This is a genomic window from Pseudomonas sp. LPH60, assembly GCF_030718165.1.
Taxonomy (GTDB): Bacteria; Pseudomonadota; Gammaproteobacteria; order Pseudomonadales; family Pseudomonadaceae; genus Aquipseudomonas; species Aquipseudomonas danubii.
The window spans coordinates 1-15,831 of record NZ_JAVAJH010000005.1 but is presented as its reverse complement, the minus strand read 5'-3'; the positions used below and the strand labels follow the sequence as shown (position 1 = coordinate 15,831).

General features: G+C 62.0%; 8 protein-coding genes. 1 reads left to right on the top strand and 7 read right to left on the bottom strand.

The genetic code is table 11. From position 1 onward, the window contains the following. Positions 1-44 precede the first annotated feature (44 nt). The 7 genes from Q8O96_RS18565 to Q8O96_RS18535 all read right to left on the bottom strand — a co-directional run bounded on the left by Q8O96_RS18565 (position 45) and on the right by Q8O96_RS18535 (position 8,993). Complete coding sequence (locus tag Q8O96_RS18565) at positions 45-911, bottom strand: ABC transporter permease (protein WP_207166850.1); 867 nt, start codon at positions 909-911, stop codon at positions 45-47. Positions 912-944: 33 nt separating this feature from the next. Further along, positions 945-1,805, bottom strand: a complete 861-nt coding sequence (locus tag Q8O96_RS18560) for an ABC transporter ATP-binding protein (protein ID WP_305949199.1) — start codon at positions 1,803-1,805, stop codon at positions 945-947. Between the two features lie 5 nt (positions 1,806-1,810). After that, entirely contained in the window at positions 1,811-2,848 is a 1,038-nt protein-coding gene (locus Q8O96_RS18555) for an ABC transporter substrate-binding protein (RefSeq protein ID WP_102862546.1), read from the bottom strand. 26 nt (positions 2,849-2,874) lie between these two features. Continuing rightward, complete coding sequence (locus tag Q8O96_RS18550; RefSeq protein ID WP_102862545.1) at positions 2,875-3,762, bottom strand: TauD/TfdA family dioxygenase; 888 nt, start codon at positions 3,760-3,762, stop codon at positions 2,875-2,877. A gap of 327 nt (positions 3,763-4,089) precedes the next feature. Then, positions 4,090-5,457: an HlyD family type I secretion periplasmic adaptor subunit gene (locus Q8O96_RS18545; protein WP_102862544.1), complete on the bottom strand. Its 1,368-nt coding sequence runs from the start codon at positions 5,455-5,457 to the stop codon at positions 4,090-4,092. After that, a complete protein-coding gene (locus tag Q8O96_RS18540) occupies positions 5,447-7,603 on the bottom strand; it encodes a type I secretion system permease/ATPase (RefSeq protein WP_102862543.1) in 2,157 nt (718 codons plus the stop codon). Before Q8O96_RS18540 ends, Q8O96_RS18545 begins: the two co-directional genes overlap by 11 nt. A 37-nt stretch (positions 7,604-7,640) precedes the next feature. Further along, on the bottom strand, positions 7,641-8,993 hold the full coding sequence (locus Q8O96_RS18535) for a TolC family outer membrane protein (RefSeq protein ID WP_102862542.1): 1,353 nt from the start codon (positions 8,991-8,993) through the stop codon (positions 7,641-7,643). 362 nt (positions 8,994-9,355) lie between these two features. Between Q8O96_RS18535 and Q8O96_RS18530 the strand changes: the two genes are divergently transcribed. Continuing rightward, positions 9,356-15,831 (top strand): retention module-containing protein (locus tag Q8O96_RS18530; protein WP_305949198.1); only part of this gene is annotated, 6,476 nt, incomplete at its 3' end.

The window sequence follows — 15,831 nt, the reverse complement described above, 5'->3', positions numbered from 1 at the left end:
TTCGCTGGCAAGCCAGCTTCGGGGGGGCTGGCGGACGAGGTAGCTCAGCGTTGCATGCCCCAACGTTTCACCGTGATGCGCTCCAGGGTGTCGAAGATCAGGTTCTCCACCAACAGGCCGATAAGGATCACCACCGCCAGCCCGGCAAAGACCTTGTCGGTGTACAGCTCGTTGCGGTTCTGGAAGATGTACCAGCCCAGGCCGCCCTTGCCGCTGGTGGCGCCAAACACCAACTCAGCAGCGATCAAGGTGCGCCAGGCGAAGGCCCAGCCGATCTTCAGCCCGGCCAGGATCGACGGCAGCGCCGCCGGGATCAGGATGAACAGCACCAGGCGCAGGCCCTTGAGGCCGTAGTTGCGCCCGGCCATGCGCAGGGTTTCCGAGACGCCGAGAAACCCGGCGTAAGTGTTCAGGGCCAGGGCCCAGAGCACCGAATGCACCAGCACGAAGATCAGGCTGTTCTGCCCCAGGCCGAACCACAGCAGCGCCAGGGGCAACAGGGCAATGGCCGGCAACGGGTTGAACATCGAGGTCAGGGTGCTCAGCAGGTCGCGGCCGAACTGGGTCGACACCGCCAGGGTGGTCAGGGCAAACGCCAGGACGATACCGATCAGGTAGCCCTTGAGCAGCACCACCAGGGAAATGCCCACCTTGCCCAGCAATTCGCCGCTGAGCAGGCCCTGGTACAGGGCGCTGGCGGTTTGCACAAAGCTGGGCAGCAGCAGGTCGTTATTCTGGTAGCGGGCCACGACCTCCCACAGCAGCGCCAAAAGGATCAGGATCAGGCCCTTGCGCAGCCAGCCCTGTTGCCAGAGACGCTGGCCCAGGGGCAGCTCTCGTTCCAGCGGGACTTGCAGCAAGGGTTGCAGGACAACTTCGTATTCTTCGCGCACGGGGGATGACTGGCTCATCGGGCGTTCCTCGTTCAACGGTGGCCTGACGGCTCAATAGGCGATACGGATATCGGCGAAATCCAGCTCGGTTTCGGTGTCAGGCCCCTGGCCTTCATCGAACAGCAAGCGATGAATACGCTGTGCCGTCTGCTGGAAAGCCACGCCGCCAAGGCTTTGCAGGTCGTACTGGTGGCTGTGGACTTCCGCCCGCACCCGCCCCGGATGCGGCGACAGCAAAAGGATGCGATTGCCCACCACCAGCGCCTCCTCGATGGAGTGGGTGACGAACAGCAAGGTGAAGCGCACCTCCTCCCAGAGCAGCAGCAACTCCTCCTGCATCTTGCGCCGGGTCAGGGCGTCGAGGGCCGCGAAGGGCTCGTCCATCAGCAGGATCTTCGGCTGCATGGCCAAGGCCCGGGCAATCGCCACCCGAGCCTTCATGCCACCGGACAAGGTGTGTGGATAGGCATCGGCGAAAGCCGCCAGGCCGACCTTGGCCAGATAGTGCAGGGCACGTTCTTCGGCCTCGCGGCGGCCGAGGGTTTTCGACGCCAGCAGGGGAAACATCACGTTCTGCTTCACGGTTTTCCAGGGCGGCAGCTGGTCGAACTCCTGGAACACCACGATGCGATCCGGCCCAGGCTGACTGACGGGCCGCCCCTGCAGGCGAATCTCGCCCTCGCAAGGCTGGATGAACCCGGCCACCGCCTTGAGCAGGGTCGACTTGCCGCAGCCCGAAGGCCCCAGCAGGACAAAACGATCGGCCGGATCAATCTCGAAACTCACCTGGTGGGTGGCCCGCACCACGCGCTGCGGGGTGCGGTATTCCAGGCTGACTTGATCCACCGCCAACAGCGCTTCGGCGGCGGCGGTAAGGTTGCTGGCCGTGTGGCCTGGCAAGGGGGCGTTCATGGCAATCAGCTCCCTTGCAGCGGTTTGGCGTCCTGGAAGAAGTAGTCCTTCCACGACTGCGGCTTGTTCTTGATGGCGCCGACGCGGTGCAGGAACTCCGCCAGCGGGTAGGTGTTTTTCGGCGTCACGCTGAATTCGAACTGCGGGTTGTCGATGATCTTCAGCAGCGCGGCGCGGTCGATCTTGGCCTTGGTCACACGGATGTAAGTGTCGGCGGCCGCGCCTTTGTCGTTCTGGGCGAACTCGGCCGCTTCAGCCAGGGCTTCGACGAAGGCCTTGTAGGTCTTGGGGTTGTCGTTGCGGAATTTTTCGGTGGCAAACAGCACCGTTGGCGAGTTCGGTCCCAGCAGGTCGTAGGTGTTGAGCACCACGTGCACATTGGGGTTCTCCAAGGCCTGATCCTGGAACGGCGGGTTGGAGAAGTGCCCGGTCAGCTCGGTGCCGCCGGCAATCAGCGCGGCGGTGGCGTCCGGGTGCGGCACGGCGATGGTGTACTTATCCAGGCGATTGAATTCCTGGTCGCCCCACTGCTTGGCCGCGGCGTATTGCAGGAAGCGCGACTGCACCGAGACGCCCACCGCCGGCACCGCGATGCGGTCCTTCTCGGTGAAGTCGGCGATGGTCTTGACCTGGGGATTGTTGCTCACCAGGTAGTAAGGGAAGTTGCCCAAGGACGCCACGGCCTTGACGTTCTGCCGGCCATGGGTGCGGTCCCAGATGGTCAACAGCGGGCCGACGCCGGCTCCGGCAATGTCGATGGAGCCCGACAGCAACGCGTCGTTGACCGCTGCGCCGCCGGACAGCTGGGTCCAGTCGACCTTGATGTCGATGCCCTCTTGCTTGCCGTGCTTTTCAATCAGGTTCTGGTCACGCACTACGTTGAGCAGCAAATAGACGATGCCGAACTGTTCGGCGATGCGGATCTCGCCTTCGGCATGGGCCGCCGAGGGAGCCACCAGGCTGCCGGCCAGCAGACTGAAGCCCAGGCCGATGGCCGTGGCCAGTTTGCCGAGGCGGGGAATGAAGGGAATGGATAAGGACATGATGATTCTCCTGCCGTGCCTGGCGATCAGTAAGGGGCGTCGCCCTGAATGGTGGTGCGATACAGCTTGCGACGCAGATGGCTCGGGCAACCGGCGGCCAGGTGGATCAGCGAGCGGTTGTCCCAGAACACCAGATCGTGGGGCTGCCATTGATGGCGGTAGATGTTTTCCGGCAGCACGCTGTGGGCGTACAGCTCGGCCAGCAATTGGGCGCTTTCGTCTTCCGGCAGGCCGACGATGCGGGTGGTGAACCCCTCGCTGACGAACAGTGCCTTGCGGCCGTTTTCCGGGTGGGTGCGGACGATGGGGTGCACCACCTCGGCGACCTGGGCCAGTTGCTCCGGGGTCAGGGTCGGGCGCCAGTTGCCCTCGAACTTAGTCTCGCTGTAGCGCGCCGTGTAGGAATGCGCGGCACTGCGGCCCTGCACCGCCTTGCGCAGTGCCTCGGGCAGGGTGTCCCAGGCTGTGTGCATGTCGGCGAACAGGGTGTCGCCACCTTCGGCCGGCAATTCCTGGGCGTGCAGCATCGAGCCCAGGCTCGGCAGTTCCTTGTAGGACAGGTCCGAGTGCCAGAACTTGCCGGCATCCCCCAGGCCAATGGACTGGCCGTTCTCGATGATGTTGGAAACGATGAGGATTTCCGGGTGACCGGCCAGCAGGAACTGCTTGAGCACATGGATCTGCAGCACGCCGAAGCGGCGGCTGAAGGCGATCTGTTGTTGGGGGCTGATGCGCTGGTCGCGGAACACCACCACGTGGTGATCCAGATGGGCGCGGTGGATGCGGGCGAAGTCCTGGTCGTTGACCGGCCGGGACAGGTCCAGGCCGATAATCTCGGCGCCCACGGCGCCGCTGAAGGGACGGATTTCGAAGGCTTGTGCAGCGATGGGCGCGGCACTGGCTGATGCAGACATGACTTAAAACTCCCGCGCAGGCGCGCCCAGGGCGCGCGCGTCGATCAGAAACTCACGGAGATCCCGTGTGGGTTCATTTCGTGCGGCGCGCCGATTGGTCGGCAGGTACGCAGGGAGTCGACTTTATAGATATAAGAAAGCGAATTTAAATACCGTTAGCGAATAACGATATGTTGATTCGAGCGGCGCGATACCTGGGGACGCTGCGCTGTCGACGGCTCGATGAGACGAACTGTAGGAGCCGGCTTGCCGGCGAAGGCGCTCTCACGGGCCCCTTGGCTGGCAAGCCAGCTCCTACAAGGCTGGCAAGGTCGCTTCTTACATGGATCAGCGCTCGTGCAGGGCTTCAGCGCGGGCGCGGATGATCGGTTTGAGCAGGTAGCTGAGGATGCTCTTCTTGCCGGTGATGATGTCCACCGATGCGACCATCCCGGGGATGATCAGCAGCGGTTTTTCATCGGTGCCCAGATGGCTGCGGTCGGTGCGCAGCTTGATCATGTAATAGGTGGTTTTCTTGTCTTCGTCGGTGATGGTGTCGGCGCCGATCTGCTCCAGGCGGGCCTTGAGGCCGCCGTAGATGGTGTAGTCATAGGCGCTGAACTTGACGATCGCTTCCTGCCCCGGGTGCAGGAACGCGATGTCCTGGGGACGGATCTTGGCTTCCACCAACAGGGTGTCGTCCAGGGGCACGATCTCCACCATGTCGCTACCCGGCTGGATCACGCCACCGATGGTGTTGACCATCAGTTGCTTGACGATACCGCGCACCGGCGAGGTGACCAGGGTCCGGCTGACCCGGTCTTCCAGGGCCTTGCCGGTGGCGCTGGCCTTGTTCAGTTCGGTGCGCGCCTCGTTGAGCTGGGTCAGGGCCTCGCTGCGGAACTTGCCGCGGGTTTCATCGATCTTGCGCTGCACTTCCTTGATCGCCGATTCGGCACGAGGAATCGCCAGGGTGGTGGCGTCCAGTTGGCCGCGGGTTTCCACTTCGGCACGCTTGAGCCGCAGCACTTCCACCGGTGATACCGCGCCCTGGGCCACCAAAGGCTCGGACATGGCAATTTCCTGGCGTTGCAAGCCCAACTGCTGACGGTACTGAGCCTGCTTGGAGGTGAACTCGCGCAGCTCCTGTTGCTTCTGGATCAGCTGTTCCTGAAGGCCGCCGATTTCGTCATGCAGTTGCTGGCGACGACTTTCATAGAGGGACTTTTCGCTGGCGGCCTGGCCGGGGACTTCCTTGAGCACGTCCTCGGGGAAATTCAGCGCCCGGTCATCGACCTCGGCGCTCAGGCGCTCGACCCGCAGCAACATGGACAGGCGCACAGTCTCGGTCTCACCGACGTTGGACTGGAAGCGCGTGTCATCCAGACGGATCAGCGGCGCTCCGGCCTCCACCACCTGGCCTTCCTTGACGTACAGCTCGGAGACAATGCCGCCTTCCAGGTTCTGGATCTTCTGCACCTTGGACGACGGAATGGCCTTGCCCTCGCCCTTGGTCACTTCGTCGATGACCGCGAAGTTGGCCCACAGCACCAGGAACAGGAAGAACGCGATGATGCCCCAGATGGTCAGGCGAATGACCCGAGGCGCATCTTCGATCAGGGCCTTGTTGACCTCAGGCAGCGGCTGCCCCTGAAGAGAATCGGTGCCTTTGAAATAGCGGCGGATCGAGTCCTTGAATCCCGACTTAAGCAACACTGATCTGCCCCTTCTTCAACGCTTCCATCACCACCGCTTTCGGACCATCGGCCAGGATCTGTCCACGGTCCACCACCAACAACCGATCCACCAGCGACAACAGCGACGCCCGGTGAGTAACCAGGACCACGGTCTTGTTCTGCACCACTGACTCCAGGCGCTGCTTCAGGCGTTCTTCACCGGTGTTGTCCATGGCGCTGGTGGGCTCGTCGAGCAACAGGATCTGCGGGTTGAGCAACAGGGCACGGGCCAGGGCGACGTTCTGACGCTGGCCACCGGACAGGTTCTGTCCACGTTCACCCACCTGCAATTCATAGCCTTGCGGGTGCAGCCGGGCGAATTCGTGAACCCCCGCCAGTTCGGCGGCCTGCAGCACCAGCTCGTCTTCAACGTAGCGGGCACCGGAGGTCAGGTTGTCCCGCAGGGTGCCGGCCAGCAGCTGGATGTCCTGGGGCACGTAGCCAATGTTATGGCGCAACTCGCTGACATCGATCTGGCGGATGTCCACGCCGTCCACCAGCAAGGCACCGGAATCGGGCTGGTAAAGCCCTACCAGCAGCTTGGCCAGGGAGCTTTTGCCCGAGCCGCTGCGGCCGATGATGCCGACCTTCTCGCCTGGCTTGATCACCAGATTGATGTTCTTGAGCGCCGGGTTCTGCTGCCCCGGGTAGGTGAAATTCAACAGCCGGCATTCGATGGCGCCCTGCAGCACGTTGCGGCTCAGGGGACGCTCGTCGAAATTGCGCTCCTGGGGCAGCTCCATCATCTGGTCCACCGAGGTCATGGTGACGCGGGCCTGCTGGTAGCGGGTCAGCAAGCCGGACAGCGAAGCCAGCGGGCTCAGGGCCCGGCCGCTGAGCATGTAGCAAGCGATCAGCCCGCCCATGCTGAGGTTGCCGTCAATGATCTGGTACACGCCGAAGATGATCATGATCACCCCGGCCAGTTGCTGGATCAGCAAGGTGATGTTCATCGCCAGGCTGGAGAGCATCTTCACCCGCAGTTCCAGGCGGCTGAGGGTGCCAATGGTCTGCTCCCATTGATACTGACGCTCGCTTTCAGCGTTGTTGACCTTGACCGCGTCCAGCCCGGCCAGGGTTTCGATCAGGCTCGATTGACGCTCGGCACCCAGGGCCATGGTTTTCTCCATGGTCGCCACCAGGGGCTTCTGCAAGGCGTAGCCGATACCCAGGGCGATGGGGAACGCCAGCACCGGAATCCACACCAGGTGCCCGCCCAAGATGGCGATCACCAGGAAGATCAGCAGGGTGAACGGCAGGTCGATGAGGCTGGTGAGGGTCAGGGACGCGAGAAAATCCCGCAGGCTCTGAAACTCATGGATGTTCTGGGCGAAGCTGCCGACCCGAGCCGGGCGGTACTTCATGGCCATGCCGACGATGCGCTCGAACAGCGTGGCGGAAATGATCAGGTCGGTCTTTTTCCCCGCCAGGTCCAGGCACAGGCTGCGCAGACTCTTGAGGATCAGGTCGAAAATGTAGGCGCCCATGATGCCAATGGACAGCACCCACAGGGTCGAGGTGGCCTGGTTGGGGACTACCCGGTCGTAGACATTCATCACGAACAGCGGCGCGGCCATGGCGATGATATTGATCAGCAGGCTCGCGGCGATGGCGTCGGCATACAACCAGCGCGAACGCTTGAGGGTGTCGCGGAACCAGGAGCGGGCCCGGGGAATCAGCGACCCGTGATTGACGTCGAACTTGTGCTGGGGCTGGGCAAAGAACACCTGGCCGCTGTAGTCGTCGGCCAGTAGCTGGCGATTGACGCAGACTTCACCGCCGTCGCTTTCGCTGAGCAGCAGCCGTGCCTGGTCCTCACCCTGCCAGCCCAGAAGCACGGCGCTGCGGCCGTCCTTGAGCAATAGCAGGGCGGGCATCGCGATGGTCGGAATCTGCTCGAGCTTGCGACGTAAAACGCGCCCCTGCAGCCCGGCCCGGGCCGCCGCACGGGGCAGCAGCTCGGCGCTCAAGCGCTGTGACGGCAATGGCAGACCCGTGGTCAGCATGGCCGCACTGGCGGGCTTCTGATGCAGGAAGCAAAGGGTCAGCAGCCCATCCAGCAAGGGGTCGTCATGCATGCCGCGCGGATCATGACTGAATTGCACACGACTGACTTCTGATTCCACGCTGGACACTCTTGGCTGGCAATAGGATGAAAGTAGCTCAATTCATCCCAGGCAGCTGGACCTTGGGCTTCGCATCGTTCTGCACGACCGAAGCCATAGGTGCGACCACTCCCTGGCTCTTGAGCAACTCGCCCATGGTCGCCTTGATTCGATACTGAGTAAATAACTGAATGTTCTGGATCTCGGCCAAACGCCGGGAGGCGGTGAACAGTTCGTTTTCACTGTCGAGCAGGTCCAGCAGGGTGCGCTCGCCCAGACTGAACTGCTTCTGGTAGGCCGTGCGCACCGCGGTGCTGCGATCGACATATTGCTGGGCGATCGGCACCTGAGCGTTGGCATTGCTCAAGGCGTTCCAGGCCAGGCCCAACTCTTCGTTCAGCACCCGCAGAGCGTTGTTGCGGATATCCAGCGCCTGGTTGGACTGGTAGGCCTTGGACTCCAGATCGGCCTTGTTACTGCCGCCGGCGAACAGGTTGAAGCGCATGCGCAACATGGCCTGCCATTCATTGTTGTGGCCGTTCTGACCGTCGAGGTCGTTGTCGGCGGTGCGTCCCAGCTCAGCATCGAAGCGTGGGTAGAACGCCGATTTGGCGGCGTCGTACTGCTTCTCGGCAGCGACAATGTCGGACTCGGCGGAGCGCAGGATCGGGCTGTTTTCCAGCATCTGACGGCGGGCCTCATCGAGGTTGGCCGGCAGCATCGCCATAAAACTGGCAGGGCGTTCCAGTTGATCCGGCATCTGCCCTACCGCACTCAGGTAGTTGGTCTGGGCGTCGGCCAGGTTGGTCTGCTCGGTGATCAGGTTGTTGCGGGCCTGGGCCATGCGCGCTTCGGCCTGGTCAAGGTCGGCGCCACTGCCCACGCCACGCTGGGTGCGCAGTTTGATCTGGTCGTAGATGCGTTCGTGATTACGCAGATTGTCTTCTGCCAGTTGCACGAATTGACGACGGGTCAACACATCCAGGTACACCTGGGCCACGGTCAGCGCGGTGCGCTCGGAAGTACCCAGCAGGGAATAAGCCCGAGAGTTGACGGTGGCTTGTTGACGCCCCACTTCGCTGGACGTGGCAAAACCGTCAAAAACCATCTGCTGGAGACGTAAACTTGACTCGCTACGGTTCAGGGTTTCCCAGTGATTGCTGCCAGTACCCGCACGAGTACTAGGGTTATCGGTCCCTTCGCGACCGTAGCCAGCGAGCATATCGACACGCGGCAAATAGCCACCCTTGGCGGCTTTAAGTTGATAGTCGGCGGCTAGACGGCTGTTTACCCCGGCTTGAATTTCCGGGTGCACATCCAGTGCTTTCTGCATGGCTTCGGGGAGTGTTTGTGCCTGCACGAAACTGGCAGCTAAGGCGAACGGCAGGGCCTTGAACAGGTGAAAACGCATGGTAAGAATTTCCCTCGGACAGCATGTCCAGAAACACGTCATAACGTGGTGCCACATCGAGTGATTGCAACCACAACGACCGTCCGTCGGAAAGTTCAAACTAAGAACTGGTTCACATACTTCAAGTCAGGTTACTGCACGAATATCAATGTGACATTAATTCGGCGATTGTTTAGGATGGCACCCATAAGGTCAATAGTTTGGCATAAAGTTAATTTCGAAAAAATATAGCCAAAATATTGACGACTATACTGTCAAATACCCGTTCCCAATTACACAGCAATGTACCTCCAGACTGAGTTGCGGCCCGCGCCCAAGCCGGTACATGGATGTCAACTGAGCGGTACACCGGAGAGTCCCCAATGAGCAGTGTTGTTGCCATCGTCAAAAGCATTGTCGGTCAGGTTTTCGTAGTTTCCCCGGAAGGAATCCGGCGCGTACTCATCGAAGGCGACCGCCTGTTCGTGGGTGACCAGGTGGATACCGGCCCGGCGGGTGCCGTTACCCTGGAGTTGACCGACGGACGGACCCTCGACCTTGGCCGCGACACTCAATGGAGCGGTGCCGCACCAGACTCCAGCACCGACCTGGCCCAGGCCAGTGCGCAAGCCGCGCCATCGGTGGCTGAACTGCAGCAGGCCATTGCCGCGGGTGTCGACCCGACCACCGACCTGGAAGCCACCGCTGCCGGCCCGTCCGCAGCAGGTACGGGCGGTGCCGCCGGGGGCGGCCATAGCTTCGTCCAGCTTGAGGAAACCGCTGGCCGGGTGGACCCGACCATCGGCTTCCCGACGGCCGGCCTGGGGCTGGCCACTTCGGCCCAGGACAACACCATAGGCGGGCTGACCAACAATAATGGCCTGGCCAATGGCAACGGCAGTGGCAGTGATTCGCTGCGTCCGGCGACCCTGACCCTGGGCGCCACCCCGACCATCACCGAAGCCGGTGGTGTGCTGGTGTATACCGCCACTCTGACCCAGGCACCGCTGACCGACCTGACCGTCACCCTGTCCAATGGTGCGGTCATCGTGATCAGTGCGGGCCAAACCACTGGCAGCGTGCAGGTCCCTCTGGCGCCCCAAGACAACGTCTATATCGACCCCGGCCAGATCAGCGTGAGCGTGACCGGCACCGCTGGCGGCGGTGGCCTGCTGGTGACCGTCAATCCAACCCCGGCGGTGACCCAGATCACCGACACTATCGACACCACCACCGTCACCCTGACAGCCGATGCCAACGTCACCGAAGGCGGACAGATCACCTACACCGCCACCCTGACCAACCCGGCGCAGACGCCGGTGACCATTACCCTGTCCAACGGTTCGGTCATCACCATTGAAGCGGGCAAGTCCAGCGGTTCGATCGACGTCGCGGCCCCGGCCAACGATGTCTACAAGAACGGCAGCACCATCGAGGTCGGCATCACCAAGGCCGAGGGCGGCAACTTCGAGAGCCTGGTGCCCAGCACCGACAAGGCCGTGACCACAGTCACTGACACCATTGACGATACCGGCCTGAGCCTGTCGGCCACCGGCACCGTGGCCGAAGGCGGCTCCATCGTCTACACCGCGACACTGACCAATCCTGCTGGGACTCCGGTCACCGTGACCCTGAGCAACGGTGCCGTGATCACCATCGCCGCTGGCGCCACAACTGGCACCGCGACTGTCGCGGCCCCGGCCGATGACGTTTATAAGGATGCCGGCAAGGTCGAAGTCACCATCACCAAGACCGATGGCGGCAACTTCGAAAACCTGGTCACCAACCCAGCGCCTGCCGTGACTGATGTCACTGACACCATCGACACTTCCACCGTCAGCCTGACTGCCACTCCGAGCGTCGCCGAAGGTGGAACCGTGGTTTACACCGCTTCGGTGACTGCTCCAGTTACCGGCTCGCCGGTTGTGGTGACTCTGTCCAACGGACAGACCATCACTATTCCAGTCGGTGAATCCTCCGGCACCGTGAACTTCACCGCGCCGAATGACGCCCTGGCTGGCGGTAGCTCTCTGAGCACCACCATCACCAAGGCTGACGGTGGTAACTACGAGAAGCTGGAGATCAACGACAAGCCAGCTGAAACCTCGGTTACCGATACCCCGGACACCACTACTCTGAGCCTGAGTGCTACTGACTCGGTAGCAGAAGGCGGGTCCATCGTTTACACCGCTACGCTGACCAACGCTGCAGGGACTCCGGTCACCGTGACCCTGAGCAACGGTGCTGTCATCACTATCGCTGCTGGTGCCACCACCGGCACCGCCACCGTCGCGGCCCCGGCCGACGATGTGTACAAGGACGCCGGCAAGGTCGAGGTCACCATCACCAAGACCGATGGCGGCAACTTCGAGAACCTGGAAACCAACCCGGCTCCGGCAGTGACTGATGTCACTGACACTATCGATACGTCGACTGTCAGCCTGACCGCGACCCCAAGCGTCGCCGAAGGCGGCATCGTGGTTTACACCGCGTCGGTTTCGGCTCCGGTGACCGGCTCGCCGGTTGTAGTGACTCTGTCCAACGGACAGACCATCACTATTCCGGTTGGCGAATCGTCCGGCACCGTGAACTTCACCGCGCCTAACGATGCACTGGCAGGCGGCAGTTCCCTGAGCACCACCATCACCAAAGCTGACGGTGGTAACTACGAGAAGCTGGAGATCAATGACAAGCCAGCCGAAACCTCGGTCACCGACACACCGGACACCACCACACTCAGCGTGACTGCCACCGATACCGTGGCAGAAGGCGGTTCGATTGTTTACACCGCGACCCTGACCAACGCTGCTGGCACTCCCGTCACCGTGACCCTGAGCAACGGCGCGGTGATCACCATTGCCGCAGGCGCCACAACTGGCACCGCCACCGTGGCGGCACCGGCCGATGACGTCTACAAGGATGCCGGCAAAGTCGAAGTCACCATCACCAAAGCCGATGGCGGCAACTTCGAGAACCTGGTTACCAACCCAGCGCCAGCCGTGACTGATGTAACTGACACTGTCGATACCAGCACCGTTTCGTTAACCGCGACCCCAAGCGTCGCCGAAGGCGGCATCGTGGTGTACACAGCCTCGGTGTCCGCCCCAGTAACTGGCTCCCCGGTCGTAGTAACGCTGTCCAATGGCCAGACCATCACCATTCCGGTGGGCGAATCCTCTGGCACCGTGAACTTCACCGCGCCTAACGATGCACTGGCAGGCGGCAGTTCCCTGAGCACCACCATCACCAAAGCTGACGGTGGTAACTACGAGAAGCTGGAGATCAACGACAAGCCAGCTGAAACCTCGGTCACCGACACCCCGGACACCACCACCCTCAGCGTGACTGCCACCGATACCGTGGCAGAAGGCGGATCGATTGTTTACACCGCGACCCTGACCAACGCTGCTGGCACTCCGGTCACCGTGACCCTGAGCAACGGCGCGGTGATCACCATTGCCGCAGGCGCCACAACTGGCACCGCCACCGTGGCGGCACCGGCCGATGACGTCTACAAGGATGCCGGCAAGGTTGAAGCCACCATCACCAAAGCGGATGGCGGCAACTTCGAAAACCTGGTCACCAACCCAGCGCCAGCCGTGACTGATGTCACTGACACGATCGATACGTCGACTGTCAGCCTGACCGCGACCCCGAGCGTCGCCGAAGGTGGAACCGTGGTTTACACCGCGTCGGTTACCGCTCCGGTGACCGGTTCGCCGGTCGTGGTGACCCTGTCCAACGGTCAGACCATCACTATTCCAGTGGGCGAGTCCTCCGCCACCGTGAACTTCACCGCGCCGAATGACGCCCTGGCTGGCGGTAGCTCTCTGAGCACCACCATCACCAAGACCGATGGCGGTAACTACGAAAAACTGGAAATCAGCGATAAACCTGCTGAGACCAGCGTTACCGATACGCCAGATACCACCACCCTGAGCCTGTCGGCCACCGACTCCGTGGCCGAAGGTGGGTCCATCGTTTACACCGCCACCCTGACCAACGCCGCTGGCACACCGGTCACGGTCACGCTCTCCAACGGTGCCGTCATCACCATCGCCGCTGGCGCTACTTCGGGGACTGCAACCGTTGCCGCTCCTGCGGATGATGTTTACAAAGATGCCGGCAAGGTCGAAGTCACCATCACCAAGACCGAGGGCGGCAACTTCGAGAACCTGGAAACCAACCCGGCTCCAGCAGTGACCGATGTCACTGACACCATCGACACTTCCACCGTCAGCCTGACCGCAACCCCGAGCGTCGCTGAAGGCGGCATCGTGGTATACACCGCATCGGTCACCGCGCCAGTGACTGGTTCGCCAGTGGTAGTGACCCTGTCCAACGGCCAGACCATCACTATTCCAGTGGGCGAGTCCTCCGGCAGTGTGAACTTCACTGCACCGAATGACGCCCTGGCTGGCGGTAGCTCTCTGAGCACCACCATTACCAAGGCCGATGGCGGCAACTACGAGAAACTGGAGATCAGCGATAAACCCGCTGAAACCAGCGTTACGGATACGCCGGACACCACGACTCTGAGCCTGACGGCCACTGAGTCTGTGGCCGAGGGCGGCTCTATCGTCTACACCGCCACTCTGACCAACGCTGCCGGAACTCCGGTGACCGTGACCCTGAGCAACGGTGCTGTGATCACCATCGCCGCTGGTGCCACGACTGGCACCGCCACTGTTGCGGCGCCAGCCGACGACGTCTACAAAGACGCCGGCAAAGTCGAAGCCACCATCACCAAAACGGACGGTGGCAACTTCGAAAACCTGGTCACCAACCCAGCTCCAGCGGTGACTGATGTCACCGATACCATCGACACCAGTACCGTTTCACTGACTGCTACGCCAAGCGTCGCTGAAGGCGGCACCGTGGTGTACACCGCGTCGGTTTCGGCGCCGGTGACCGGCTCTCCGGTTGTGGTGACCCTGTCCAACGGACAGACCATTACCATTCCGGTGGGCGAGTCTTCCGCAACGGTGAACTTCACCGCGCCTAACGATGCCCTGGCTGGCGGCAGCTCCCTGAGCACCACCATCACCAAGGCTGACGGCGGCAACTACGAGAAACTGGAGATCAGCGACAAGCCCGCTGAAACCACAGTAACCGACACCCCGGACACCACCACCCTGAGCCTCTCGGCCACCGACTCCGTGGCCGAAGGCGGTTCCATCGTTTACACCGCCACACTGACCAATGCCGCTGGCACCCCGGTGACCGTAACCTTGAGCAACGGCGCGGTGATCACCATCGCCGCTGGCGCCACGACTGGCACCGCCACTGTCGCGGCGCCTGCCGACGACGTCTATAAGGACGCCGGCAAGGTTGAAGTCACCATCAGCAAGGCTGACGGCGGCAACTTCGAGAACCTGGAGACCAACCCTGCTCCGGCGGTAACCGACGTCACTGACACCATCGACACCAGTACCGTGTCCCTCACTGCAACGCCAAGCGTCGCTGAAGGCGGCACCGTGGTGTACACCGCGTCGGTTACGGCTCCGGTGACCGGCTCGCCGGTTGTGGTGACTCTGTCCAACGGACAGACCATCACTATTCCAGTGGGCGAGTCTTCCGCCACGGTGAACTTCACCGCGCCGAACGATGCCCTGGCTGGCGGTAGCTCTCTGAGCACCACCATTACCAAGGCGGACGGTGGTAACTACGAGAAGTTGGAGATCAGCGACAAGCCAGCTGAAACCTCGGTTACCGATACCCCGGACACAACGACGCTGAGCCTGTCGGCCACCGACTCCGTGGCAGAAGGTGGCTCCATCGTTTACACGGCTACGCTGACCAACGCTGCTGGTACTCCGGTCACTGTGACCCTGAGCAATGGCGCGGTAATCACCATCGCAGCCGGTGCCACTACTGGCACCGCCACTGTTGCGGCGCCAGCCGACGACGTCTACAAGGATGCCGGTAAAGTCGAAGCCACCATCACCAAAGCCGACGGCGGTAACTTCGAAAACCTGGTCACCAACCCAGCACCTGCCGTGACTGATGTGACCGATACCATCGACACCAGCACCGTTTCGCTGACTGCTACGCCAAGCGTCGCTGAAGGCGGCATCGTGGTTTACACCGCGTCGGTTACGGCCCCGGTTACCGGTTCGCCGGTCGTGGTGACCTTGTCCAACGGTCAGACCATCACCATCCCAGTTGGCGAAAGCCAAGGTTCGGTGAACTTCACTGCACCGAACGATGCCCTGGCTGGCGGTAGCTCCTTGAGCACCACCATCACCAAGGCTGACGGCGGTAACTACGAGAAGCTGGAGATCAACGACAAGCCAGCTGAAACCTCGGTTACCGATACACCAGACACCACGACACTGAGCCTCTCGGCCACCGACTCCGTGGCTGAAGGCGGCTCCATTGTCTATACCGCGACACTGAGTAATGCGGCTGGTACGCCGGTCACTGTGACCCTGAGCAACGGCGCGGTGATCACCATTGCTGCCGGTGCCACTTCCGGCACCGCCACCGTCGCAGCACCAGCCGACGACGTTTACAAAGACGCCGGCAAAGTCGAAGCCACCATCACCAAAGCCGACGGCGGTAACTTCGAAAACCTGGTCACCAATCCAGCGCCTGCCGTGACTGATGTCACTGACACTATCGATACGTCGACTGTCAGCCTGACCGCTACACCAAGCGTCGCCGAAGGCGGCACTGTGGTGTACACCGCTTCGGTGACTGCTCCGGTGACTGGCTCCCCGGTTGTGGTGACCTTGTCCAACGGTCAGACCATCACTATTCCGGTTGGCGAATCGTCCGGCACCGTGAACTTCACGGCACCCAACGACGCACTGGCAGGCGGCAGTTCCCTGAGCACCACCATTACCAAGGCTGACGG